This is a genomic window from Bradyrhizobium sp. CCGB01 (genome assembly GCF_024199795.1).
Lineage (GTDB): Bacteria > Pseudomonadota > Alphaproteobacteria > Rhizobiales > Xanthobacteraceae > Bradyrhizobium.
Map to the genome: position 1 here is coordinate 5,717,904 of NZ_JANADK010000001.1, position 22,887 is coordinate 5,740,790.

General features: G+C 65.1%; 22 protein-coding genes. 9 read left to right on the plus strand and 13 right to left on the minus strand.

Annotated elements, in window-relative coordinates; translation table 11 throughout:
- Positions 1-9: 9 nt before the first annotated feature.
- Positions 10-1,023 (minus strand): carbon-nitrogen hydrolase family protein, encoded by a 1,014-nt coding sequence (locus tag NLM25_RS26530; protein WP_254138945.1) that lies wholly within the window; start codon positions 1,021-1,023, stop codon positions 10-12.
- Positions 1,024-1,220: 197 nt separating this feature from the next.
- Between NLM25_RS26530 and NLM25_RS26535 the strand changes: the two genes are divergently transcribed.
- The 5 genes from NLM25_RS26535 to NLM25_RS26555 all read left to right on the plus strand — a co-directional run bounded on the left by NLM25_RS26535 (position 1,221) and on the right by NLM25_RS26555 (position 5,800).
- A complete protein-coding gene (locus NLM25_RS26535) occupies positions 1,221-2,177 on the plus strand; it encodes a helix-turn-helix domain-containing protein (RefSeq protein WP_254138946.1) in 957 nt (318 codons plus the stop codon).
- Between the two features lie 95 nt (positions 2,178-2,272).
- A complete protein-coding gene (locus NLM25_RS26540; RefSeq protein WP_254138947.1) occupies positions 2,273-2,503 on the plus strand; it encodes a hypothetical protein in 231 nt (76 codons plus the stop codon).
- Positions 2,504-2,619: 116 nt separating this feature from the next.
- Positions 2,620-3,645, plus strand: a complete 1,026-nt coding sequence (locus NLM25_RS26545) for an aldo/keto reductase (RefSeq protein WP_254138948.1) — start codon at positions 2,620-2,622, stop codon at positions 3,643-3,645.
- A 164-nt stretch (positions 3,646-3,809) separates the two neighbouring features.
- Complete coding sequence (locus NLM25_RS26550) at positions 3,810-5,231, plus strand: MFS transporter (RefSeq protein WP_254138949.1); 1,422 nt, start codon at positions 3,810-3,812, stop codon at positions 5,229-5,231.
- 107 nt (positions 5,232-5,338) lie between these two features.
- Positions 5,339-5,800 carry a hypothetical protein gene (locus tag NLM25_RS26555; RefSeq protein ID WP_254138950.1) on the plus strand — a complete coding sequence of 154 codons (462 nt, stop codon included), beginning with the start codon at positions 5,339-5,341 and terminating at the stop codon, positions 5,798-5,800.
- A gap of 126 nt (positions 5,801-5,926) precedes the next feature.
- On the opposite strand, the gene clpA is transcribed toward NLM25_RS26555, so the two are convergent.
- A complete protein-coding gene (gene clpA / locus NLM25_RS26560; protein WP_254120307.1) occupies positions 5,927-8,347 on the minus strand; it encodes an ATP-dependent Clp protease ATP-binding subunit ClpA in 2,421 nt (806 codons plus the stop codon).
- A 271-nt stretch (positions 8,348-8,618) separates the two neighbouring features.
- Complete coding sequence (clpS, locus tag NLM25_RS26565; protein ID WP_015685564.1) at positions 8,619-8,951, minus strand: ATP-dependent Clp protease adapter ClpS; 333 nt, start codon at positions 8,949-8,951, stop codon at positions 8,619-8,621.
- 486 nt (positions 8,952-9,437) lie between these two features.
- Between clpS and NLM25_RS26570 the strand changes: the two genes are divergently transcribed.
- Complete coding sequence (locus NLM25_RS26570) at positions 9,438-11,093, plus strand: pilus assembly protein (protein ID WP_254138951.1); 1,656 nt, start codon at positions 9,438-9,440, stop codon at positions 11,091-11,093.
- A 77-nt stretch (positions 11,094-11,170) separates the two neighbouring features.
- On the opposite strand, the gene NLM25_RS26575 is transcribed toward NLM25_RS26570, so the two are convergent.
- Positions 11,171-11,509 carry a phasin family protein gene (locus tag NLM25_RS26575; RefSeq protein ID WP_254120309.1) on the minus strand — a complete coding sequence of 113 codons (339 nt, stop codon included), beginning with the start codon at positions 11,507-11,509 and terminating at the stop codon, positions 11,171-11,173.
- A 388-nt stretch (positions 11,510-11,897) separates the two neighbouring features.
- Between NLM25_RS26575 and NLM25_RS26580 the strand changes: the two genes are divergently transcribed.
- Positions 11,898-13,721, plus strand: a complete 1,824-nt coding sequence (locus NLM25_RS26580; RefSeq protein WP_254138952.1) for a serine hydrolase — start codon at positions 11,898-11,900, stop codon at positions 13,719-13,721.
- Positions 13,722-13,945: 224 nt separating this feature from the next.
- Here NLM25_RS26580 and NLM25_RS26585 read toward each other — a convergent pair whose 3' ends face one another.
- The 4 genes from NLM25_RS26585 to NLM25_RS26600 form a co-directional block, all read right to left on the minus strand.
- A complete protein-coding gene (locus tag NLM25_RS26585) occupies positions 13,946-14,671 on the minus strand; it encodes a DnaJ domain-containing protein (protein ID WP_254138953.1) in 726 nt (241 codons plus the stop codon).
- Positions 14,672-14,738: 67 nt separating this feature from the next.
- Positions 14,739-15,482 (minus strand): VWA domain-containing protein, encoded by a 744-nt coding sequence (locus NLM25_RS26590; protein WP_254138954.1) that lies wholly within the window; start codon positions 15,480-15,482, stop codon positions 14,739-14,741.
- A gap of 143 nt (positions 15,483-15,625) precedes the next feature.
- Positions 15,626-16,486: an alpha/beta fold hydrolase gene (locus NLM25_RS26595; protein ID WP_254120313.1), complete on the minus strand. Its 861-nt coding sequence runs from the start codon at positions 16,484-16,486 to the stop codon at positions 15,626-15,628.
- Between the two features lie 340 nt (positions 16,487-16,826).
- A complete protein-coding gene (locus tag NLM25_RS26600; protein ID WP_254138955.1) occupies positions 16,827-17,750 on the minus strand; it encodes a division plane positioning ATPase MipZ in 924 nt (307 codons plus the stop codon).
- A gap of 285 nt (positions 17,751-18,035) precedes the next feature.
- Here NLM25_RS26600 and panC point away from each other — a divergent pair, with 285 nt between their 5' ends.
- Both panC and NLM25_RS26610 read left to right on the plus strand, forming a co-directional pair.
- Positions 18,036-18,887, plus strand: a complete 852-nt coding sequence (panC, locus tag NLM25_RS26605; RefSeq protein ID WP_254138956.1) for a pantoate--beta-alanine ligase — start codon at positions 18,036-18,038, stop codon at positions 18,885-18,887.
- Between the two features lie 48 nt (positions 18,888-18,935).
- A complete protein-coding gene (locus NLM25_RS26610) occupies positions 18,936-19,712 on the plus strand; it encodes a hypothetical protein (RefSeq protein ID WP_254138957.1) in 777 nt (258 codons plus the stop codon).
- 9 nt (positions 19,713-19,721) lie between these two features.
- Here NLM25_RS26610 and NLM25_RS26615 read toward each other — a convergent pair whose 3' ends face one another.
- The 5 genes from NLM25_RS26615 to NLM25_RS26635 all read right to left on the minus strand — a co-directional run bounded on the left by NLM25_RS26615 (position 19,722) and on the right by NLM25_RS26635 (position 22,868).
- Complete coding sequence (locus NLM25_RS26615; protein WP_254120317.1) at positions 19,722-20,162, minus strand: DUF1489 family protein; 441 nt, start codon at positions 20,160-20,162, stop codon at positions 19,722-19,724.
- Between the two features lie 42 nt (positions 20,163-20,204).
- A complete protein-coding gene (locus NLM25_RS26620; protein WP_254120318.1) occupies positions 20,205-21,200 on the minus strand; it encodes a hypothetical protein in 996 nt (331 codons plus the stop codon).
- Between the two features lie 156 nt (positions 21,201-21,356).
- The gene (locus tag NLM25_RS26625) at positions 21,357-21,548 is read right to left on the minus strand and encodes a hypothetical protein (RefSeq protein ID WP_254120319.1); all 192 of its coding nucleotides are present in this window, start codon (positions 21,546-21,548) and stop codon (positions 21,357-21,359) included.
- 205 nt (positions 21,549-21,753) lie between these two features.
- Positions 21,754-22,122, minus strand: coding sequence for a YidB family protein (locus NLM25_RS26630; RefSeq protein WP_254124422.1), 369 nt, complete (start codon positions 22,120-22,122; stop codon positions 21,754-21,756).
- 83 nt (positions 22,123-22,205) lie between these two features.
- Positions 22,206-22,868: a glutathione S-transferase family protein gene (locus NLM25_RS26635; protein ID WP_254138958.1), complete on the minus strand. Its 663-nt coding sequence runs from the start codon at positions 22,866-22,868 to the stop codon at positions 22,206-22,208.
- Positions 22,869-22,887 lie beyond the last annotated feature (19 nt).

The following is a 22,887-nucleotide window of genomic DNA, read 5'->3' on the forward strand; positions in this document are numbered from 1 at the left end:
TCCCGGCGATCAGCTTGCTGCGGCGTTGATGTCTGTGGGCTCGACAGTATCGACCGGCAACGCGAACTGCTCGACCCGCTGGTATCGCTTCTTGAGCAGGAGCCGGGTGACGTCGGGCCGCGAATAATGCCCGGCGGGATCGGCCGCGTTCTTGGCAACCCCAATGGCGCCGAGATCGATCTCGGCGATCAGGAGGCCCTCCTGGTCCGGTGCCAGCTTGTCGCCGATCTGGCTGCCGTCGGGGCCGTAGATCGCGGCAAAGCCACCGCCGACATGGAGGAGCGCATTCTTGTCCGGCCGGTCGCAGAGCTCGTCGATCATGGCCTGCGAGACCGTCGCGCAAGGTGCCAGCACGAAGCAGGAGCCCTCCACCGCATAGACGCGCGAGGCGGCATTGTTGACCTCGGCGCCGAGCGCCGGCGCGAAGGGATCGTAGAGCGAGAAGCTCGGCCAGGCAGCGACGTGTACCTGCTCGTTCTGGGCGTACATCGCATATTTCGACAGCGGCTGGAGATGCTCCCAGCAGCACAGCGCGCCGATGCGACCGATGTCGGATCTTGCATGCACGGCGAGATCGCTGCCGTCGCCCTCGCCATAGACCGTGCGCTCGGCATGGGTCGGCCGCAGCTTGCGGCGTTTCGCAATCGTCTCGCCATCAGGCCCGATCAGCCATTGCGCCAGATAGAGGCTGCCGCCATCGCGTTCGGAGAGGCCGAGCACGGCCGTGAGTTTTGCCTTGCGCACGGCGTCGCGCAGGCGCTCGGCCTGCGGGCTGTCGTAGGACAGCGAATTGTCGAAGTAGCGCTGCACGAAGCCGCGGCCGATCGCCCAGGCCGGCGAGTCCATCCAGATGTGCCAAGGGTAGCCGGGAATGAAGGCTTCCGGAAAGGCGATCAGCCTGGCGCCCTTCTCGGCGGCCTCCCTGATCAGCGCGATCGACTTGTCGATCGAGGCCTCGAGATCGAGCCAGGCGGGCGCCGCCTGCACCACCGCGACCTTGTATTTCGGATGTTCGATGCCCATTCCCGCCTCCATTGCCGGTTGATCGGAAGCCACGTCCGATGCAGTCTATTTGGCCAAGCTGGGCGGCCGCGCGCTCGACCGCGGCGGAACAAAAACTCGACTGGAAGGGATCGCCGCCCGGTACGGGATTTGCCTCCGGTCGGGCAGGATCCGCGCCAACATGCGGTTTTTCTGGATGTGAAAGGGAGGCTGTCCTGATGCCAATCCAGTTCACGACAGACGGCAGCCCCGGCTACCGGCGGCTGGCGCTGTGGCAGGACATCGTCTGCGACGTCTTCGTCGGGCTCGACTGCAAGTCCGACCTCGGCAGCGCCTTTCGCGGCTCGGTCACGCAGGCGCCGCTCGGCAGGGCCGTGTGCTCCGAGGTCTGCTCCGACCGCCAGCACGTGTTCCGGACGCCGTCCCGCATCGCACGCTCGGATCAGGATTTCGTCCTGGTCGCGCTCGGCAATCGCGGCGACGGCGGCGTGGTGCAGGACGGCCGCGAGACCGTGATCCATCCCGGCGAGTTCGCGCTTTACGACACGACGCGTCCCTATGAGCTGAAGTTCAACGACGCCTTCACGCAGACCATCTTCAAGGTGCCGCGGGAGATGTTGCAGCGCCGGCTCGGCGGTACCGAGAAGCTCACGGCGATGTCATTCGGCACTGACGTGCCGCTCGAACGGCTGGCTTACGATTTCATCGTCAGGCTTTGCCAGAGCGCGGACCGGCTTGCTCCGGACCATGCCGCCGCGTTGTCGGAACAGGCCGTCGATCTGCTCGCGATGGCGCTGAGCGAGCGGCTCGGCAAGACGTCGCTGCCGTCCTCGACCCATCGCTCCGCCCTGCTCTACCGGTTGAAAGCGCACATCCGGACGCACCTTGCCGATCCCGACCTCTCGCTGTCAGAGACCGCGGCGGCACTTGGCATCTCGCCGCGCTATGTGAACGATCTCCTCGCCGACGAGGACACCTCGTTCCAGCGCCATGTGCTTGCCGAGCGTCTCGCCCAATGCCGGCGTGATCTCGCCTCGCCCGTGCTGGCCCATCGCCACGTCAGCGAGATCGCCTTCGCCTGGGGGTTCAACGATCTCTCGCATTTCGGCCGCGTCTTCCGCGAGCATTTCGGGATGTCGCCGCGCGATTTCAGGCAAAGCCAGTTGCGGCACTGATCGTCAGCTATCACGCCGAGCCTTCGCCCTGCGCGAAGGCAATGCTCGCCAATTCCAGATTGTCTTGCCTCTCGGCCTGCATCAGGCTGGCGTGCATGAGGACTCACGCCACGATAAGCGGATCGGAGCTGCTGCTGGGTGTGATCGCGATCCGGCTCGCGGTCCTGGTGCTGGTGGGCTGGGGCCTGACGCTCCTGCCGCGGCAGGCGCGTGACGGCGAACCGGTCTGCGTGCCCGCAATCAAGAGCGCAGCTCAATCTTCGGCGAAGACGGTCGGCCCGCGCGTCGCCGATACGGCATTCGACGACATGCGTCTGCACGACTAGGCCATTCCCAAGCAAGGCCGGTATGTGAGCGCGGAATAGGACGCCGCGCGTGCTTGCATTACCATCGCCGCCCAAGGCCGCCCCGATCAACCAGCGGCCAGCCGAGGAGCATATCGATGGAATACCGACGCTTGGGCCGATCAGGCCTCATGGTGCCCGCTTTGAGCCTTGGGACCGGCACCTTCGGCGGCGTCGGCCGCCTTGCCGCATGGGGTACGACGGACGCGACCGAAGCGCGGCGCCTTCTCGATATCTGCCTCGATGCCGGGGTGTCGATGTTCGACACTGCCAACGTCTATTCGCTCGGGGAATCCGAGCGCGTCCTCGGCGAGGCCATCAAGGGCCGCCGCGACAAGGTCTTGATCTCGACCAAGGCAACCTTCCGCTTCGGCGACGGGCCCAACGACATCGGCTCGTCGCGGCAGCATCTGCTCGCGGCCATCGACGGTTCGCTGAGCCGGCTCGGCACCGATTACATCGATCTGTTCCAGCTTCACGGCTTCGACGCCTTCACCCCGCCTGAAGAGGTGCTTGCGACCCTCGACGTGCTCGTGCGCGCCGGCAAGATCCGCTATGTCGGCGTTTCGAACTTTTCGGGCTGGCACCTGATGAAGTCGCTCTCCGTCGCCGACAAGCATGGCTTCCCGCGCTATGTCGCCAACCAGACCTACTATTCATTGATTGGGCGCGATTACGAATGGGAGCTGATGCCGCTCGGCGTCGACCAGGGGCTCGGCGCGGTGGTCTGGTCGCCGCTCGGCTGGGGCCGCCTCACCGGCAAGATCCGCCGCGGCCAGCCGAAGCCTGACGTGAGCCGCCTGCCCAAGACGGCCGAGTTCGGCCCGCCCGTGCCGGACGAGCACGTCTATCGCGTCGTCGATGCAATCGACGAGGTCGCCAGGGAGACGGGCAAGAGCGTCTCGCAGATAGCGCTGAACTGGCTGCTCCAGCGTCCGACGGTCTCGACGCTGATCATCGGTGCGCGCAACGAGACGCAGCTGCGCGAAAATCTCGGCGCGGTCGGTTGGACATTGACCAGGGACCAGATCGCAAAGCTCGATGCCGCGAGCAAGGTGACGCTGCCCTATCCCTATTGGCACCAGCGCACCACCTTCACCGACCGCAATCCGCCGGCGGTCTAGGGACCGACCGCTCGGCGCGGCTTGCGAAAGCGCTTGCTGAGCCATGTTTGCCGCGCCGGCAGGACTCCGGAACAGGAACTGTCCGTGTCCCGCCGGGTTGCGATCACTCCTGCAATTTCCTAATCCGGAGGTAAATTACGGCTCGAATCAAGCTTGCCTCCATCATGTCGTCTGCCCCGATCGAGCATGCCGACGGCCTGCCGCAGCCGCAGCGCAACCAGGCGGTGCTGACGATTGCACTCGGCATCATCATGGCGGTCGTTGACAGCGCCATCGCCAACGTGGCGCTGCCGACCATCGCGGCCGACCTCGATGCGAGCCCGGCCTTCTCGATCTGGATCGTCAATGGCTACCAGCTCGCGATCACGATCTCGCTGTTGCCGCTGGCGTCGCTCGGCGAGATCGTCGGCTATCGGCGCGTCTATCTGGCAGGGCTCGTCCTGTTCACGCTCGCATCCGCCTTCTGCGCGCTGGCGCATACGCTGCCGCTGCTGACGATCGCGCGCATTCTCCAGGGCTTTGGCGCGGCCGGCATCATGAGCGTCAACGCGGCCCTGGTGCGCTTCACCTATCCGCGCAGCCAGCTCGGCCGCGGCATCGGGATCAACGCACTCGTCGTCGCTTTCTCGGCCGCGGTCGGGCCGACGCTCGCCGCGGGCATCCTCGCGGTCGGAACCTGGCCCTGGCTGTTCGCCATCAACGTCCCGCTCGGTGCAGTGACGCTGGTGCTCGGCCTGCGCAGCCTGCCGCACACCACCCCCGCGGCCCGTTCCTTCGACTGGCAGAGCGCGGGGCTGTCCGCGATCACCTTCGGCGTCGGAATCGCCGCGGTCGATAGCGTCGGTCATGGCGAGGCCGCCATCACCTGTCTCATTCAATTCGCCATCGCCATCGTCGCGGGCGCGCTGCTGATCTACCGCGAAACCCACATGACCTCGCCGCTCTTGCCGGTCGACCTGTTGCGCATCCCGGTGTTCGCGCTCTCGATTGCGACCTCGATCGCCTCGTTCTGCGGACAGATGCTGGCCTTCGTCGCGATCCCGTTCTACCTCCAGAGCCGCTTCGGCTATTCGGCGGTGCATATGGGACTCCTGATCACGCCCTGGCCTATCGCGGTCGCGTTCGCGGCCCCGCTCGCCGGCCGCCTGGTCGAGCATTATCCGGCCGGCCTGCTCGGCGGCATCGGGCTCACGCTGTTTGCCTGCGGCCTCGGCGCGCTCGCCTTCCTGCCCGCAAGCCCGACCCCGCTCGACGTAATCTGGCGCATGGCGCTTGCCGGTGCCGGCTTCGGCCTGTTCCAGACCCCCAACAACCGGACCATGATCGCGGCCGCCCCGCGCGAGCGCGCCGGCGGCGCCAGCGGCATGCTGGGAACGGCGCGCCTGCTCGGCCAGACCACTGGGGCGGCGCTGGTGGCGCTGCTGCTCGGCCGCTATCCGGTCGAGGGAACACGGATAGCGCTCCTCGTCGGGGTGGGATTTGCGCTCTGCGGCGCGGTGCTGAGCATGCTGCGGCTGTCTCCAGCGGGCGCACGCGGCGCCGAGCACGTCCGGGTGCAGGACGACCAGCGCCTGCGCGGCGAATAGCAACCTCGCTCCGGCCGAGGCCGATCCGTAGTAATACGATGCCACGCAAGGAGTATTGCGCTCGCGCTTTGGTTGCGCTTATTGCAACCAAGGCTGGGGGATATTTTATGAGTCATTTCAAGGTCGCGGCGCTTTGCGTCGTGGCTGCAGCGGTGAGCGGATGTGCGGGTCGCGCTCCAGCGCCGGTTTCGGTGGTGCAGCCTCAGGACCGCTACATGGACTGTGCGGCAATTGCCATCGAGGTCCAAACCAACAACGCAAAGGTTCAGCAACTCGCGTCCGACAAGGGCTTGAAGGTTGCCCAAAACGTCGCCGCCGGCGTCGCCGGGCTGGTCATTCCCGTCCTTTGGTTCGGCATGGACTTCCAGGGAACGGCTGATACCGAAATTCAGGCACTTCAGGCTCGTCAGCAGTATTTGGCCGCGCTCGCGGAGCAACGCCGCTGTGGAGAAGACACCGGGGACGCGCAAAAGGTCGTTACCGAGTCCGCAAAGAAGCCCAAGGCGAAGCCGAAAGCCCCGCCCACTCCTACTGCTTCGGCGGCGCCACCCCCGCCAGCAGAACAGTAGTAAACGAAGCTCCTCTCCGTCTTTCTCGAATTGCATCCGCCCCAGTCGCATGCTCGCGGCATAGCGAATGCGCAAACAAAAAGGCCGGCTTTTCCAGCCGGCCTTTTCGATTCATTGCGCGGCCGATCAAGCCTTGACCAGCGGGCCCTTCGAGGTCGGTCCCTTCGAGCCGCCGGAGCCGCCAGAACCACCGCCCGGCTTGGACTTGCCCGGCGGACGCTTGCGGGTGCCGGGCAGCTTCTCCTGCTTCGGCGTGACCGGGCCGTCGAGGAACTCGAAGCCGATCTTGTCCTTGCTCTCGTCGGCCTCGTCCTTGACGAGGACGACGCGGACGTGGCCGCCGCCCTTCAGCTTGCCGAACAACACCTCGTCGGCCAGCGGCTTCTTGATGTGCTCCTGGATCACGCGGGCCATGGGACGTGCGCCCATCTGCTCGTCGTAACCATGCTGGACCAGCCAGGTCTTGGCGGGCTCGGACAGTTCGATGGTCACGTCGCGATCGCCGAGCTGCGCCTCGAGCTGAAGCACGAACTTCTCGACCACCGTGCCGATCACCTCGACGCTGAGATGGCCGAACGAGACGATAGCGTCGAGACGGTTGCGGAATTCCGGCGCGAACTGCCGGTTGATCGCCTCGTGGTCGTCGCCTTCCCGCTTCGAGCGCGTGAAGCCGAATGCCTGCTTGGCGAGATCCGCCGCGCCCGCATTCGTGGTCATGATCAGGATCACGTTGCGGAAGTTGACCTGCTTGCCGTTATGGTCGGTGAGCCGGCCGTGATCCATGATCTGGAGCAGCACGTTGTAGAGGTCGGGATGCGCCTTCTCGATTTCGTCGAGCAGCACCACGCAATGCGGATGCTGGTCGACGCCGTCGGTGAGCAGGCCGCCCTGGTCGAAGCCGACATAGCCGGGAGGCGCGCCGATCAGGCGCGACACGGTATGCCGCTCCATGTATTCGGACATGTCGAAGCGCAACAGCTCGACGCCGAGCGTCGCCGCGAGCTGCTTGGCGACCTCGGTCTTGCCGACGCCGGTCGGACCCGAGAACAGGTAGCAGCCAATCGGCTTCTCCGGCTCGCGCAGGCCGGCACGCGCCAGCTTGATCGAGGCGGCGAGCGACTCGATCGCCTTGTCCTGGCCGAACACGGTGCGCTTCAGGGTCTGCTCGAGATGCTTGAGCACCTCGGCGTCGTCCTTCGACACGCTCTTCGGCGGAATCCGCGCCATCGACGCGATCGTGGTCTCGATCTCCTTGATGCCGATGGTCTTCTTGCGCTTGTTCTCGGCCACCAGCATCTGCGCCGCGCCGGACTCGTCGATCACGTCGATCGCCTTGTCGGGCAGCTTGCGGTCGTGGATGTAGCGCGAGGAGAGCTGCACAGCGGCCTCGATCGCCTCGTTGGTGTACTTCAGCCGATGGTAGTCCTCGAAGTAGGGCTTGAGGCCCTTGAGGATCGCGATCGCGTCCTCGACCGTCGGCTCGTTGATGTCGATCTTCTGGAAGCGCCGCACCAGCGCGCGGTCCTTCTCGAAGTGCTGGCGGTATTCCTTGTAGGTGGTCGAACCCATGCAGCGGATCGTGCCCGAGGCAAGCGCCGGCTTGAGCAGGTTCGACGCATCCATCGCCCCGCCCGACGTCGCGCCCGCACCGATCACGGTGTGGATCTCGTCGATGAACAGGATGGCGTTGGGATGTGCTTCGAGCTCCTTCAGCACCTGCTTCAGGCGTTCCTCGAAGTCGCCGCGATAGCGCGTGCCCGCGAGCAGCGTGCCCATGTCCAGCGAGAACACGGTCGCGGCCGCCAGAACCTCCGGCACCTCGCTGTCAACGATGCGCTTGGCAAGCCCCTCCGCGATCGCGGTCTTGCCGACGCCGGCCTCGCCCACGAACAGCGGGTTGTTCTTCTGCCGGCGGCACAGCACCTGGATCGCGCGGTTGATCTCGGAATTGCGTCCGATCACCGGATCGATCTTGCCGTCGCGCGCCTTCTTGTTGAGGTTGACGCAATAGGTCTCGAGCGCTTCGCCCTTCTTCTTGGCGTCCTCGTTGCCCTTGGCCTCGGTCTCCTCGTCGACGCCGCGAACAGGGCGCGCCTCGGAGACGCCGGGCCGCTTGGCGATGCCATGGCTGATGTAGTTGACGGCGTCGTAACGCGTCATGTCCTGCTCTTGCAGGAAGTACGCGGCGTGGCTCTCGCGCTCGGCGAAGATCGCGATCAGCACGTTGGCGCCGGTCACCTCTTCGCGACCGGACGACTGCACGTGAATCACCGCGCGCTGGATCACGCGCTGGAAACCGGCGGTCGGCTTGGCGTCGTCGGCGCCATCCGTCACCAGATTTTCGAATTCGGTCTCAAGATAATTGACGAGGCTCGTGCGGAGCTTGTCGAGATCGACGCTACAGGCGCGCATGACGGCGGCTGCATCGGAATCGTCGATCAGGGAGAGCAAGAGATGCTCGAGCGTCGCGTATTGGTGATGACGCTCGTTTGCGATCGCCAGTGCACGATGCAGGGATTGTTCAAGGCTTTGGGAAAAAGTCGGCATTCGCGTCCTCTATGGCCCCCACCATCATGATCGCCATCGCCCGGTCAGGCAACAACAACCTTTGTCACATATAGTTATACAAGATCGCGGCGAAAGACCGGTTCCGCGACTCGGCGGCGACATGCCTGCCGTATTTTCGATGCAAAACCCGTTCCGAGTTGGGCAGGATCGGCGCGGAGACAGGATTTCGCACGGTGGTCGGCCGGCCATCACGCGGCGATCACACTGCGACATGCGCAGCGAGCGTCTGCGTCACGCGCCGCGCGGAGGATTATTTCTTCTCCATCACGCATTGCAGCGGATGCTGGTGCTTGCGGGCGAAATCCATCACCTGCGTCACCTTGGTCTCGGCGATCTCGTAGGTGAACACGCCGCACTCGCCGATGCCGTGATGATGGACGTGCAGCATGATCTTGGTCGCTGCCTCGACGTCCTTCTGGAAGAACTTCTCCAGCACATGAACAACGAATTCCATCGGCGTGTAGTCGTCGTTCAGGATCAGCACACGATACAGGTTCGGCCGTTTGGTCTTCGGTTTGACCTTGGTGATGACAGAGGTATTCGGACCCGTCGGTCCACCCGAACGGTTCTCGTCATTGCTCATGCGAGGAGCGTGGGCAGCGGCTGGCGCGGACAGGTCTAGTCTGGAAGTCAGGTGCGGCATGGCTCAGGCGTTCAAATTCCCCACGGAAGCGAGTGACGGTCAGCCGCACGGCCCCGCCCTTCGGAGCTTTGCACGGGCGCGCCGTCTTGTTGGATCGCCGCTTCCAACCGCTCCGGTCAGGTCCGGATCGATTGTGGGGAATATGGGCCTGCCCCCGGCTCGCCGCAAGCGTGCAACGGTCTGGCCGATATGGCCGGAGCAGTCCCGATTCCCGGTCCGGGCGATCCCGGCCAAGGTTAATCAATCCAGACCGATTTGACAAAAATTTCCGCCTTCACCGTTTAGAACCTCTTGACCAGGAACCCGGCCGTCAAGGCGGCTGCGGCGGCTTCGCGCGCGATACCTCCGGTTTTCTACGGTCCCAGTTACCTGCCGTTCAATCGCGTGGCGTCAAACCGGGCAAAATCACAGATCTCGGGGATCGCCATGTTTCGCCCGCCCGTTGTCAGCCGTATCGGTCGACAGCTCGCCCGCTTTGCCGGCGCCGAGCAAGGCAATATCGCCGTGATCTTCGCCATTGCGCTGGTCCCAGTGCTGGGCTTCGTCGGCGCCGCGATCGATTATGGCCGCGGCGTCAAAGCGCGCAGCTCGCTGCAGGTCGCGCTGGACTCCGCAGCCTTGATGGTTTCCAAAGACCTGACCAACGGCATCATCACGGAAGCCGACATCGAGGCCAAGGCCAAAGCCTATTTCAGCGGTCTTTACACCGGTAACACCGGCACGGTGTCGACAGCCGACATTCACGCCACCTACACGGCCAAAGACGCCAACGGAATCTCGAACGTCGTCGTCACCGGCTCCGGCTCCATGCCGACCGATTTCATGAGGGTCGCCGGCTATCCGACACTAGATTTCAGCGCAAGCTCGACATCGGCATGGGGAAACACCCGCATGCGGGTGGCGATGATCCTGGATAACACGGGATCGATGGCCCAGAATGGCAAGATGGCCGCCATGCAGACCGCGGCCAAGGACATGATCGACACGCTGTCGGGCTACAACAAGCAGACCGGCGACGTCTACATCTCGATCATCCCGTTTTCGAAGGACGTCAACGTCGACACCACCAATGTTGGCGCGTCGTGGATCAACTGGACGGAGTGGGAGGCCGAGCCTCCGATCCTCGTCAACAACAAGTCCAACAGCTTCAATTCGGCCGTCGGCGGATCGAACTGCCCCTTCACGAACAGCAGCCAGGGCTTCACCTGCATGGACCGGCCCGCAACGTTGAGCGGCGCCAGCAGCGTCAGCACGATACCGTCGACCGGCACCTATGCCGGGTATATCTGTCCCAGCGTGGACAGCGGCCATAAGCTCGCGGGCAAGTCCGGTATCTACTACAACGGCTGCTACACGACCGTCACCGGCTCGAGCGCAAGCTGCGGATCGAACACGAGCTGCACCTGCACGGGCAGCGGCTCGAGCAAGATTTGTCACCTCTGGCGCGGCGACGGCACTGCGGCAACGGCGGCAGCAGCCCCCGGGCACAACACCTGGACCGGCTGCGTCAACGATCGCGATCAGGACTACGACACCAAGAACACTGACCCGGCCTCGGGCAGCGGAACCCCATCTACGAAATTCTATGCGGAGCAGTGGTCGGGCTGCCTTCCGGCCACCGTCTTTCCGATGAGCAACCAGTGGCAGACGCTGAAGGACCAGATCACCGCGATGGCCCCGAGCGGCAATACCAACCAGGCCGTGGGCCTCGCGTGGGGATGGCAATCCCTCAGTACGACCAACGGACCGATCGCGGCACCGCCCAAAGCCAGCAACTACGTCTACAAGGATTACATCGTGCTGCTGTCCGACGGCTTGAACACCCAGAACCGCTGGAGCACGACCCAGTCCAGCATCGACGACCGCCAGGAAATCCTTTGCCAGAACATCAAGGGCGACACGGCAAACCCGGTCACGATTTTCACGATCCAGGTCAACATCAACAGCAAGGACGCCAAATCGCAGGTGCTGCAGGACTGCGCGACCAATGGCAATTTCCAGATGATCATGAAGTCGTCCGACACGTCCGATGCGTTCAAGAACATCCTCACGCAGATCTCCAAGCTGCGCGTCGCGAAGTAATCCAGACCAGCTCGCACGAACAAAAAAAGCCCGACTGCATCAGCCGGGCTTTTTGATTCCAGGACTTCCAGAAAGCGTTAGTTGGCGGCCGGGGTGAACTTCGACACGACGGTCTCGACCGGCTTGAACGCCTGCTTGGCGAGGTCGCTGTAGAGGCCGGCGATCTTCTGCGATTCCGCAACGAAGGTCTCGTAGGCGGAACGGGCGAAGTCGGTCTGCGCTTCCACGGCCTTGTCCAGCGACTTCACGCCGGAAAGCTTCTCGACGAAGGACTTGGTGTCTTCGAACGACTTCTTGGTGTAGTCGCCATACGCGCTGGCGATCGCCTGGAGGCCGTGCTGCATCGAGGTCGCGGAAGCAACGCACTGCTCGAACTGCTCTTTCCCGTAGCTCTGAAAGTCTTCAACCTTGAACATTTCGGAATCCTTTTCCCTGGCTCTCGTCCGGAAGCCCCGGCTCCCTGACTTCGCCCAAAAATAGTGCAACGCACAAAAAAGTCAAGAATCTTGTGCGACGCACAAAATTCGATGCAAATCTCGGAGATTCCCGGGGTTTCCCGCAAGGGTTCCTTAAGCTTTTGGAAACCGCGGACCCCTACCCTGATTCCCTGGACGTGTTCATCTTCCGCGAACGGTCAAAAGCCGTTTGAGAACACCACCTTAGCCAGAACAGCGGCTCAGGCCCAACGTCCCCCGCAGCGAACACCAGCGGAGGGACAGCCTGAGCAGGTAATGATCCCGGGTCCAGTGGGCACAATTTCGCCCCACGAGCCGGTGATCAAGTCAGAAACGGGGACGGGGTTTCATGCTTCGTAAAAACTTGTCTTCCTCGCGCTTGGCGCGGGTTGGCGTTTTCGGGCTTCTTACGGTCACCACCGTAATCATCTTCACGGATGCTGCCGAGGCACGGCGTCACCGCCGCCACTACGCGCACCACCGGGTGCAGCGCGATGTGTCCGAGAGTTCCAGCCCGAAATTCGCATCGATCATCGTCGACGGCAATTCCGGCTCCGTGCTCCAGGCAACGAGCCCCGACGGAATTCGCCACCCCGCCTCGCTGACCAAGATCATGACGCTCTATCTGCTGTTCGAGCGCCTCGAGTCCGGCAAGATGAAGCTCGACACCGAGATGCCGGTGTCGCAGCACGCCGCCGATCAGGATCCGACCAAGCTGAACCTGCGTGCCGGTCAGACCATCCGCGTCGAGGACGCGATCAAGGGTCTCGTCACCCGCTCGGCCAACGACGCGGCCGTTGTGATCGCGGAAGCGATCGCCGGCGACGAGGACGACTTCGCCCAGATGATGACGCGCAAGGCGCGCTCGCTCGGCATGTCGAAGACGGTCTACCGCAACGCCAACGGCCTTCCCAACGACGAGCAGGTCACGACCGCGCGCGACCAGGCCACGCTCGGCCGCGCCATCCAGGAGCGCTTCCCGCGCTACTACCGCTACTTCGCGACCTCGACGTTCAATTGGCGCGGACAGTCGATCCGGAATCACAATCATCTGCTCGGCAGCGTCGAGGGCGTGGACGGCATCAAGACCGGCTACACCCGCGCCTCCGGCTTCAACCTCGTGACCTCGATGCGCCGCGGCAACCGCCATCTGATCGGTGTGGTGCTCGGCGGCCGCAGCGGCGGCTCGCGCGACGCCATCATGCGCAACCTGCTCGCGGAGAACCTCGATAAGGGCGCGACCACCCACACCGTCGTCGCCGTCACCGAGCGCAACGGCGCTGACGCCAATACCGACGTTGCCGATGCATCGGAGACCCCGGCCCGCCCCGCTCCGCAGGTTCAGGCTGCGGCCGCTCCCGAGGCCGCCCCGTCGCGTCTGGCTGCGCGCCTGTCCACCCTTGCCGCTGCGACGGCCGCGATGCCGCCGGCTCAGGCCAAACCTGAAGTTCGGCAGACTGAATCCAAGATCGAGCCCGCGCCGCTCACCAATGGTGTGATCTCGAGCCAGCCGCTCTCCATCATCCCCGGCTCGTCCGAGCCGATGAAGCCGGTCCGGGTGAAGACGGTTCAGGTCAAGGCCGGCGCCGTGAAGGTCGCCTCCGCCGCCCCGGCTCAGGTCGCACCGCAGGTCACCAGCACAATTGCGGCCCGCTCCGACGTCGCGGAAACCTCCGGCGCCGTGGTCGCCCGGGCCGATCTCATCAACAGGCCCGAGACGGCGAGCCAGCCGGACGCGCCGAAGGCCGAGATCGCCCGCACCGAGATGCCCCGTCAGCCGGCGGGCTTCGGCACCGGCAACGGCATCCTGGGCGTGCTGCCGGCCACAACCGCTGCGGCCCCTGCCCCCACGACCGCGAAGCTCGCTTCGGCCGATCCTGCCCCGCAGCCGATCCAGATGAGTGCCACCACCAAGCCCGTCGTCACCCATAGCGGCTGGATCGTCCAGGTCGGCGCGCTCGAGAGCGAGAACGAGGCTCAGCAGCGTATCGACGCCGCACGCAGCTCGGCCCGCGGCCTGCTCAGCAAGGCCGACCCGTTCACCGAGGTCGTCGCCAAGGACAATCGCAAGCTTTACCGGGCCCGCTTCGCCGGGCTCGAGCGGGACCAAGCCGAGGCCGTCTGCCGCGCCCTCAAGCGCGCCGACATCTCCTGCATCACCGTCCGCAACTGATCTATCGGACCCGCCCCAAACAAAATGCCCGCGCCTTGCGCGGGCATTTTTGTTTTGGGGACGCGGTCAGACAAAGTCAGTTCCGCGACAACTTCTCGTCAACAATTTACGGTTAAATTTTTACGCAAGGGATCGACCACGCCGGCAATGGCGGGCATCTGGGCGACGGCAAACAGAGCAAGCGGAGTTCACGCGGTACGGGCGTTTGTAGCGTAGTGCCGGAGTTAGCCGTTATGCGTACGAAGCAGAGTATCCTTGGCCTCGTTCACACGGGCGGCGAGATACGTCGAGCCCCCCTGGTCGGGATGGAGTTTCTTCATCAGGGACTTGTGAGCCCTGCTGATGTCGTCACGTCCCGCGCCCGGCTGCAAGCCAAGGATCTGATAGGCTTCCTCCGCCGTCATTTTGCCGCTCGGCGCCGTGCGGCGCTGCCGCCCTGCCGCATCGCCCTGCGCGTTCTGACGCCAGGCGGGAAACCGGCGGTCCAGATAGCTTTCAAGTAGGGCCACGCTCTCGGCGTCGAACGCCGGAGCCATCGCCAGCAGGCCGGCGAGATCGAACTCGTCGAGATCGCGCCCGGCGTGAGGCCCGGCGACGATCTGGCCTTTGAGCTGGCCGGAATCGTGGTCGAGCCGCATGTCCAGGAATTGCGAGCGCACCCGCGAGGCCTGTCCGGACGCGCGCGTTGCGCCGCCGCCGAACAGCCCCCCGATATTGCCGAAGCCGGCGTTCGCCAGCGGCGTCCAGCCGAGGAGCCCGGCGCCGAAGATCCCGAGCGGGATCGCCACCGCCAGTTCGCCCCGCAGGCCCGTGAACGCTGCGACCGCGAGCGCCACCACGCCACCACCGAACTTGATGGCGCGCGCCAGCACCGCCGGATTGGCGGAGCGGAACATCTGGAGCAGCAGATAAAGCGTGATAACGGCGACGGCGCCGGCGATCAGGGTCATGGCCGGATTATAGTCGCCCGATCGTCAAAATGCATGGTGTCCTCGTTCCGCATAGACCGCGCCGGCGCTACTTCATCTGGCCGATCAACTTCGCCGCGCCGCTCGCGCTTTGCGCCAATTTCAGCAGCGCCTCGCGACCGCCGGCGGCATAGGCCGCGGCTGCCCGCAACAGCTCACGGAGCTGCGCTGCCGCGCCGGGATCGAACCGGCACCAAGCCCCGCCGGTCAGCCGCGCGATTTCGCGAAAGGCATGCTCGGCCACGGCGTCGCCGCCTTCCTGAAACACGAACACGGGGACCTTGAGCATGCCGAGCTCGCCGGCCTTGGCGCAGAGCTCGTCGAGCTGCTCCTCCATGGCATCGCCGACGAAGACGACGGCACGCACGCCCGAAGCGACCGCCTCGCGCCGGACGTCGCTCAGCACCTTGCCGATCTGGGTGTCGCCGCCGCGACAGTCGATCTTGCTCATCAACGTCGCGAGCCTGGCGCTGTCCGAGATCCAGCCCGTGGCGCGGCACTCATTGAAACCGCGATAGTAGACGAGCCGGATGTCGAGACTGCCGATGGCTGCGGCCTCGCGGAACATGTCCGCCTGGAGCGCGCAGGCCATGTCCCAGGTCGGCTGCCGGCTCATCGTCGCATCCAGCGCGAAAATCAGCCGCCCCTTCGCGCCAGGGGCATGCGGCGACAGCGCACGCGCCTTGGCGACGAACGCGGCGATGTCCTCCGAAGTGCTGGCTTGGGGCAGCGCGCCGCCAGCCTCTCTCGAGACGGCATCACGGCCACGCGGTTTGACGGGTTCGCCGGGCATCCCTGCTCGCTTCTTGCGTGAGCGACTAATGTGGATAGCGCATGCTGCCCGGTCAATGTGCAAAGCCTCCGCGGCCGATGCCGGCGGAGGCTTTGAAGTCGTGATGACGATCGGAGCGGTGTCGGGCTCAGCTCTTGTCGGGTTCAGCTCTTGGCGGGCGCCATCAGAGCAACCGGACCGGGCTCCAGGATCTTCGGCGGGGCCGAACGCGTATCGACGGGCGCCACCGCGCTGTCGGAGTCGTTCAGGAACTTGTCGAGCATGCCCTGGATCGAGTTCTTGGCCGCATCCGGACCGGTATCGCGCATGTCGTTATGCTGGAATTCGGTCTTCACGACCTGAATGCCGGCCTTCTCGCATTCCTCATCGGTCGGGATCACACCGGCGTCGGTCTTGAACTGCGGATCCTGCGAGCGGAACGACAGGATCTTGAACTTGCCGGCAGTGACGAAGGGCACCCGCAGATTGTCGAGCGTGACGACCTTCTTGACCTCATCCGGATACTGCTTGGCGAAATACATCGTGATGTCGCCGCCCATGGAGTGGCCGACCATCGTCACCCTGTCGTAGTCGGCGTTGGGCTGAACCTTCTTCATCTCCTGCATGGCGAGATGGATGTTGGCAACGCCGCGCAGGATCTGCGGCAGCCGGCCGACATAGAGCTCGCCGGGCTTGGTCACCATCGGCGGATCTGTCGGCAAATCATGCTGCGGGCTCACGACCATATAGCCGCGCGCCGCGAAGATGTTGGCGAGGAAGCCGTACTCGGTATTCTTGACAGTGTTGCCGTGATTGATCACGGCGACCGGCAGCGTGATCATGCCGGCGTTGGCCTGCATTTCCTTGTCGCGGCGGACCGCGATATCGACAGGCACGGGACGGTTGTCGCGCGAGGCGTCGTAGAAGGTGATGGTCTCGTGCTTGATGGCCCACTTGCTCGCCGTGAAATAGGCGACGCCGCAGAGGGCACTGACCGAAACCAGAACGGCAATTCCACGCTTCATTTTCGTCCTCAGCCTCAGGCTCTTGCGGCCTGAATCCCTGTTGAAAATCGTGTTGTTCCGGGGCTCTTCGGCCCCTGGTCGCCTATTCCCTAATATATGTCACAGCGGCGTGACAGGAAGGCCAAATATTGTGAACTGGCAGCCCTTTCATTGTGCGTCGCACACGTTTGTTGGGCATCCCGTTCTCGGACGGCTACGTGAGGTGCAGGTCACCATCCGACGCAACCAGTCTCGATTGGGTTCAATTTCGCAGTGAATGCAGGGTTAAAACGACCGAACGCCGGCCCGGTTCCCCTGCGAACCGACCGCTCAGGGCGACTGAAAGTAGCTTTATACCGCCTCAGGCGCCGAGGATGTCGTGGACCTCAAGCGGCTTGTCGACCTGGCTGAACCACTCGGCGCGATTTGCCGCACGCCGGCGGCCGCGCTCGTCGAGCGGCAGCTTGAGCTGTCGGAGCAGGCCCGTCACCTCTTCCCGCGCAGTGAGATGGCCAAGATTGGGCCGCATGCCGAGCGTGGCCTCGTCGATCTCGTCGAGCGCGGTCAGGCCGCGTGGAAAAAATTCGCGATAGACGACGCGCTCGGCGAAGCCGTCGACGTAGCGGAAGCCGAGCCGCAGCGACAGATCCTTGAGGCCCTCGGCGACGAGCTGCTTGTTGCGGGAGCCGAGCATCGACAGGCGGTTGCGCACGACGATCCAGTCGGTGCTGGAGCCGTCGAGCTGGCGCCGCTTGCGCCTGACATCCCGCACCATCTCGGCATAGTGGCTCTCGCCCGTCACCGCATAGTTGGCGGGATCGACGGTGCCGAGCACGTCGAAATCGAGGAAGCTGTCGTTGATCGGCGTGACCAGCGTGTCGGCCATCGAGTGCGCAAGGCGCATCAGGTAGCTGTCGGTGCCGGGCGTATCGATGACGATGAAGTCGAAACTGCTCTCGACCGCCGAGACCGCCTCCATGAATTGCAGGAACTCGGAGTTCTCGTTCTCGGCGATCTGCATGGTCTCGCCGAGCTTGATGCAGCGATGCACCGGCAGCTCGAGGCCGAGGCCGGTGCGGCGCGCCCAGGCGGAACGGTTGCTGATGTAGCGGGTAAAGCTCTGCTGACGGCAGTCGAGGTCGATGGTGGCGACGCGCTGGCCGGCCTTCAGCAGCGCGACCGCGATGTGCAGGGCGGTGGTCGACTTGCCGGAGCCGCCTTTCTCGTTGCCGAGCACGACGACATGCGCCGCGCCGGATTGGCCTTGGCTAGCCTGCACAAGCATTGCGATCCTCAACACCCCTGACGAATATCTTCGAGTTGGCCGCGTCTGCGGTCAAGTGAAATGCGTGACAGCAAATGCAAATCGCAGCGCGCCAGTTCTTCAACATGAATCGCGGCGCCTTCTCTCGTCCGTGATCCGGCCCACACCGTCGCGACGTCGTGCGCGGCCGCGCGCGGGATGCTGTGCCGCATCCGCATGCATGGCGTCCACGATCGCCGCTTGTTAAGGTTAGCCGGCCGGGCGCCGGGACGCGCCCACCTCCCAATCCAACCCAGTCGAGTCCTGATGTCACGAAGCCCCTTGATCGCCCGCACGGTCCCCACCCTGCGACGCGCCGTCGACAATCTTCGCAAGCGAAAGGCCACGATCGCGCTGGTCCCGACCATGGGGGCGCTCCATGACGGGCATGTGTCGCTAGTGCGCCTCGCCAAGCGGCGCGCGAGTCGCGTCGTGGTGTCGATCTTCGTCAACCCGACGCAGTTCGCCCCGACCGAGGACTTCGGCGCCTATCCACGGACCTGGAAGGCCGACATCGCCAAGCTCGAAGCCGAGGGCGTCGACATCGTCTGGCACCCGGGGGTCGAGGCGATGTATCCGGAGGGCTTTGCGACCCGCATCGTACCGGAGGGACCGGCGCTGGCCGGCCTGGAGGACCGCTTCAGGCCGCACTTCTTCGGCGGCGTCGCCACCGTCGTCGGCAAGCTGTTCACGCAGTGCCGGCCGGATGTCGCGATCTTCGGCGAGAAGGACTTTCAGCAGCTGCGGGTGGTGACGCAGATGGCGCGCGACCTCGATCTCGGCGTCAAGGTGACCGGCTCCGGCACGGTGCGCGAGCGCGACGGGCTCGCGATGTCCTCGCGCAACGTCTATCTCTCGCCGGAGGAACGGCTGACCGCGACCACACTTTACCGCGCCATGAAGGACAGCGCCGGGCGCATCCGCGCCGGCGAAGCGATCGCAGCTGCGATGGCGCGCGGCGCCGGGATGATCACAGCGGCCGGCTTTGCGCTGGACTATTTCGAGGCGCGCCATGCCGAGACGCTGGCGCCGGTCCTCTCGCGCAAGGACGGCCCTTTGCGGATCCTGGTGGCGGCCAAGCTCGGCACGACCCGGCTGATCGACAATATCGCGGTGTGAACGCCCGCGCCGATCTTGCGCGCCCCCCCGCCCGGATGGATGATCGGCATGAGGAAGCGAGCCGACCGGCAGGGCATGTCATCCATCCGCACAATGATCGTGAGCGGCGTGCTGGCGCTCGTCGCCGCCACTGCCGCGCAAGCACAACAGCGCCAGCCGATCGGCCTGTATGGGTCGCCGCCGGACGCGATGATCTTCTATGTCGCCCACGGCCCTGCCGGTGCCTGCGGGCCGGGCTGCTCTGACTGGATCGCGGCCGAGGGCACGGTGCAATGGGACAGCTACAAGCGGCTGATCGCGATCCTCGATCGCCAAGTCGGTCACAAGCTGCCGCTCGTCATCCATAGCTGGGGCGGCTCCAACCTCAATGTCGCGGTCAGCATGGGCCGCATCCTGCGCGACCGCGGCCTGGATGCCACGGTCGGTGCGACCGAGGTCGAGGCCTGCACCGGCAAGCCGGAAGCAGACTGTTTTACGCTGAAGCGCCCGGGCAGGCCGCTCGACGCCAAGGTGACGTTGCCGGATCCGGCCTGCGATTTCGCATGCGTCCTCATGCTCGCCGGCGGCGTGCATCGCAGTCTCCCGCAAGGTGCCACGGTGGTGCTGACCGGCCGCTCCATCCGCAACCGGCGCGCGCCCAACGTGGCGCCCGACCAGCGCGAGAGCCTGACCGTGATCTTTGGCGAGCAGTATCGCAAGTACCTGCTCGAGATGGGCGTCGAGCCCGAGCTGGTCGACATGGTCGACGCCATTGGCGACGGTGGACGTCCGATCGTGATGCCGCCCGCAGACTGGGCGCGGCTGCACATCGTCACGCCGCCGTAGACGGCCGCGTCAGAGCAGTCCGAGATCGCGCAGCTCGCGCCGCATCGGCTCCGGCATCGCCGCGATCGAGCCGGCGGCCGACTTGCCGAGATCGGACGGCACGGAATCGTCGGTGAGATAGCGCCAGCCCTGGAACGGGCGCATCGGCCGCGGCGATACCATGATCACCTTCGGCTGCATCACGATCCGGCAGCGGCCGATGCCGTCCTTGTCGCGGAACGGCTCGATGCCGATGATCTTTTCACGCGCGGCGATCTCGCCCTTGATCACCCAGTAGAGCGATCCGCCCGACAGGATCTCGGCGTCGCGCTTGGGCACCATGCGGGTAATGTGGATGTGATGTTGCGGCAGACCCTTCTTCTTGGCGGTCTGCATCCGTTCGGCGACCCACCCCTTCAATTCCTTGACGGAGTCGCAGCCGACGGCGAGCTTGATCAGGTGTAGCGGCATGCCCCAGCATTAGCCGGGCGGCCACGCATTTGGAATGCCGAACTATTCGTTATCCGCAGCCGCGGGAGCCGGGGCCGGAGGCGGCGGCGCGAGCGGAACCGGTGCTGCGGCCGGCGCACGCGCGGCCTTCGGCGCAGGCGGCTTCTTCGCAGCCGGCGCCGCTGGAGCTGCGGCCTGCGTTGAGGTCGGAGCGGACGCGCGCGGCGCCGACGCTGCGCCTGGCGCCGCCTGGCGCGCCGACGCCGTGGGCGGCTCCGGATTCATGATGCTCACCGGCGGCGTCGATGAGGCGCTCGGGAACTCAGCATTGGTCGGCTTGCCCGTTGGCATCGACGGCGGCATCCCGGCTAGCGCCGCAGTGGCCGGCATCGCTGGCATCGCCGGTCCCGTTGCGGGCGCGTTCCAGGTCGGCGCATAGCGCGCGACCAGCGTGTCGTAGAGATGGGAATCCATGTTGGCAGCGACCCGCTGCTGATCGGTCAGGGAGCGGAAGGCGGGGCAGTCGAACTGCGTGCAGCCGTCGCGCGCGACCAGCACCTGCGCGACGAGGCCGTAGCGATCATGCTCCAGCGCCTTGCGCAACACCTTCATGTCCAGCGTCAGGCTCTTCTCGGCGGTCGCGGCGTCGCCGAGCGCAGTCAGCCGGTCGATCCGGGCGGCGGTGTAGGAGACGGCCGCAGCCGCCGCGTCAGGCGAGCCGAACAGCGCCTTCTCGCAGCCAATCGCCACGGCGTTGCCGGCGAGATCGTCGAGACAGGACAGCGCCGGCAGGCTGGCGATGACCGCCGTCTGCGTGCGCGCCTCGACCGGGGCGGCCTGCTCCGCCGGACCGTATGCACGCTCGGTGGCGGCCAGCGCGATGGCAATGGCAAGCAGCGCGATGACAGTCAGCGCGCCGTTGGCAACCGACCTTTCGGCGCGCAGCACCGTAACCAGGAGAATCAGTCCGAAGAAGCCGGCGGCGGCCAAGGTCATCCACATCGCAAGGCCCTGCGAATGCCATATCTGGTCGAACGAAGTGGCCGATGCCCAGTTCATGCGCGACGTCCCCTCACGCGAGCAATGCGCGAATGGTCAAAGCTAGCACCGCGACTCGGCAACTGCCCCCGGCTCACCTTGTCGAGGCGAAGGGGGCCTTTTGACGGCGAGCGAAGCAAATTCGTCCGCGATGTCAACGCGCGGCACCGTCATCCGTCAGGATTGAGCGAGCTGGCTTTCCTTGGCGACGCGTTCGAAGGCTTCGGTCGAGCTCTTGATCCGGTACTGGCAGTCGTCGCCGTCCGTCGGCAGCAGGCGGATGATCTCGTATGCGCCACTCGCAGCCGGGCGCGCGACGTTGCTGGCAGTGAACAACACGCGCGTTCCCACGGGGAATTTATGCTTCAACGCCCATCTCCATCACTCAAACAGCGCCGGCCGTGCCCAGGGTCCCACTGCGACGGACCGGCTGAAAACCCGGCCCGCTCTATAGCACGCGATGCGGCGTTTTGGCCAGCGGTATGCAGGCCTGGCTAATGGGCTAATCCCGCAGTGTTTTCAGGACGATAATCGGCGAACCGGCTAGCCGATGATGCCGCCGGAACCGCCCCCTTCAGGCGGTATGGGGCAAATGGCCGTCCGGGCTCGCGTGGTCCACCGCCTTGGGCAGTTCCTGGGCAAGGATCTGGCCGAGCTGGTCGACCGGGATGTTATAGCGGGCGGCAAGCTGGCGGACCGTGTCGCTGCCGAGCACGGCACGGAGCTGGTCGGCCGAGATCGGCAGGTTCTGGCCGTTGCCGAGCCAGGATTTGACCTGGTCGCCGAAGCCGGACTGCTGGAGCTTGGCGACGATCGCGCTGAGGCCGCCCTGATTGTTGCTGCCGAGCACCTCGTTCAGCACGGCGGGCAAGACGGCGGCACCGAGCTGGCCGAGCGCGCTGCGAAGCGCGGGGTTGTTCTCCAGCGAGTCCAGGATTCCCATGGCCGTGCCCTCTTGTTGCCCTTACCAAGATTGAGCGCCGCCGGCTTACTCATCGTCAAGCGGCGCCCGATCACATTCGCGGGTTAGGCGTCCTCGAACTTCGCGATGCGAAGCGTTTCGGCGATCCCGTCGCGCGTCCACTCCTGGAACGCCGGCAGCGCCATCATCGTGTCCATGTAGGCCTTTGTCTCCGGTGTGACCTCGATCGCATAGGTGCGGAAACGGTGCACGACCGGGGCGTACATCGCATCCGCCGCACCGAAGCGGCCGAACAGGAACGGACCCCTGGCACCGTAGCGCGCCCGGCACTCGCGCCAGATCTCCTGCACGCGCGCGATGTTGGCCTTGGCATCCGCCGACAGCGTCACGGCGCCCACGGGGCGGTGCAGGTTCATGCCGCATTCGTTGCGCAAGGCCATGAAGCCGGAATGCATCTCGGCGCACACCGAACGGGCGTGGGCGCGGGCGGCGACATCGTCGGGCCACAGCTTCACTTCCGGGTAGCGCTCGGCGACGTACTCGATGATGCTGAGCGAATCCCACACCGTGATGTCGCCGTCGACCAGTACCGGCACCTTGCCGGCGCGGCTGAAGGACAGGATCTGATCCTTGTCCGCGGGATTGTCCGTGTAGAGCGGAATGACGGTCTCGACGAACGGGATGTCGTTAGCACGCAGTGCGAGCCATGGCCGCATCGACCATGACGAGTAGTTCTTGTTGCCGATCGCGAGCTTGAGCGCTGCCATGTCGCTGGTCCTTCCCTGC

Excerpts from the sequence above, each read along its gene's own strand:
- NLM25_RS26575 (WP_254120309.1), bottom strand. The coding sequence starts at position 11,509 with ATGTTCAAGGTTGAAGACTTTCAGAGCTACGGGAAAGAGCAGTTCGAG.
- panC (WP_254138956.1), top strand. The coding sequence starts at position 18,036 with ATGTCACGAAGCCCCTTGATCGCCCGCACGGTCCCCACCCTGCGACGC.
- NLM25_RS26580 (WP_254138952.1), top strand. The coding sequence starts at position 11,898 with ATGCTTCGTAAAAACTTGTCTTCCTCGCGCTTGGCGCGGGTTGGCGTT.
- NLM25_RS26550 (WP_254138949.1), top strand. The coding sequence starts at position 3,810 with ATGTCGTCTGCCCCGATCGAGCATGCCGACGGCCTGCCGCAGCCGCAG.
- NLM25_RS26620 (WP_254120318.1), bottom strand. The coding sequence starts at position 21,200 with ATGAACTGGGCATCGGCCACTTCGTTCGACCAGATATGGCATTCGCAG.
- clpS (WP_015685564.1), bottom strand. The coding sequence starts at position 8,951 with ATGAGCAATGACGAGAACCGTTCGGGTGGACCGACGGGTCCGAATACC.
- NLM25_RS26570 (WP_254138951.1), top strand. The coding sequence starts at position 9,438 with ATGTTTCGCCCGCCCGTTGTCAGCCGTATCGGTCGACAGCTCGCCCGC.
- NLM25_RS26540 (WP_254138947.1), top strand. The coding sequence starts at position 2,273 with ATGAGGACTCACGCCACGATAAGCGGATCGGAGCTGCTGCTGGGTGTG.
- NLM25_RS26535 (WP_254138946.1), top strand. The coding sequence starts at position 1,221 with ATGCCAATCCAGTTCACGACAGACGGCAGCCCCGGCTACCGGCGGCTG.
- NLM25_RS26590 (WP_254138954.1), bottom strand. The coding sequence starts at position 15,482 with ATGCCCGGCGAACCCGTCAAACCGCGTGGCCGTGATGCCGTCTCGAGA.
- NLM25_RS26555 (WP_254138950.1), top strand. The coding sequence starts at position 5,339 with ATGAGTCATTTCAAGGTCGCGGCGCTTTGCGTCGTGGCTGCAGCGGTG.
- NLM25_RS26615 (WP_254120317.1), bottom strand. The coding sequence starts at position 20,162 with ATGCCGCTACACCTGATCAAGCTCGCCGTCGGCTGCGACTCCGTCAAG.
- NLM25_RS26585 (WP_254138953.1), bottom strand. The coding sequence starts at position 14,671 with ATGACCCTGATCGCCGGCGCCGTCGCCGTTATCACGCTTTATCTGCTG.
- NLM25_RS26530 (WP_254138945.1), bottom strand. The coding sequence starts at position 1,023 with ATGGGCATCGAACATCCGAAATACAAGGTCGCGGTGGTGCAGGCGGCG.
- NLM25_RS26630 (WP_254124422.1), bottom strand. The coding sequence starts at position 22,122 with ATGGGAATCCTGGACTCGCTGGAGAACAACCCCGCGCTTCGCAGCGCG.
- NLM25_RS26595 (WP_254120313.1), bottom strand. The coding sequence starts at position 16,486 with ATGAAGCGTGGAATTGCCGTTCTGGTTTCGGTCAGTGCCCTCTGCGGC.
- NLM25_RS26545 (WP_254138948.1), top strand. The coding sequence starts at position 2,620 with ATGGAATACCGACGCTTGGGCCGATCAGGCCTCATGGTGCCCGCTTTG.
- NLM25_RS26600 (WP_254138955.1), bottom strand. The coding sequence starts at position 17,750 with ATGCTTGTGCAGGCTAGCCAAGGCCAATCCGGCGCGGCGCATGTCGTC.
- NLM25_RS26635 (WP_254138958.1), bottom strand. The coding sequence starts at position 22,868 with ATGGCAGCGCTCAAGCTCGCGATCGGCAACAAGAACTACTCGTCATGG.
- clpA (WP_254120307.1), bottom strand. The coding sequence starts at position 8,347 with ATGCCGACTTTTTCCCAAAGCCTTGAACAATCCCTGCATCGTGCACTG.
- NLM25_RS26610 (WP_254138957.1), top strand. The coding sequence starts at position 18,936 with ATGAGGAAGCGAGCCGACCGGCAGGGCATGTCATCCATCCGCACAATG.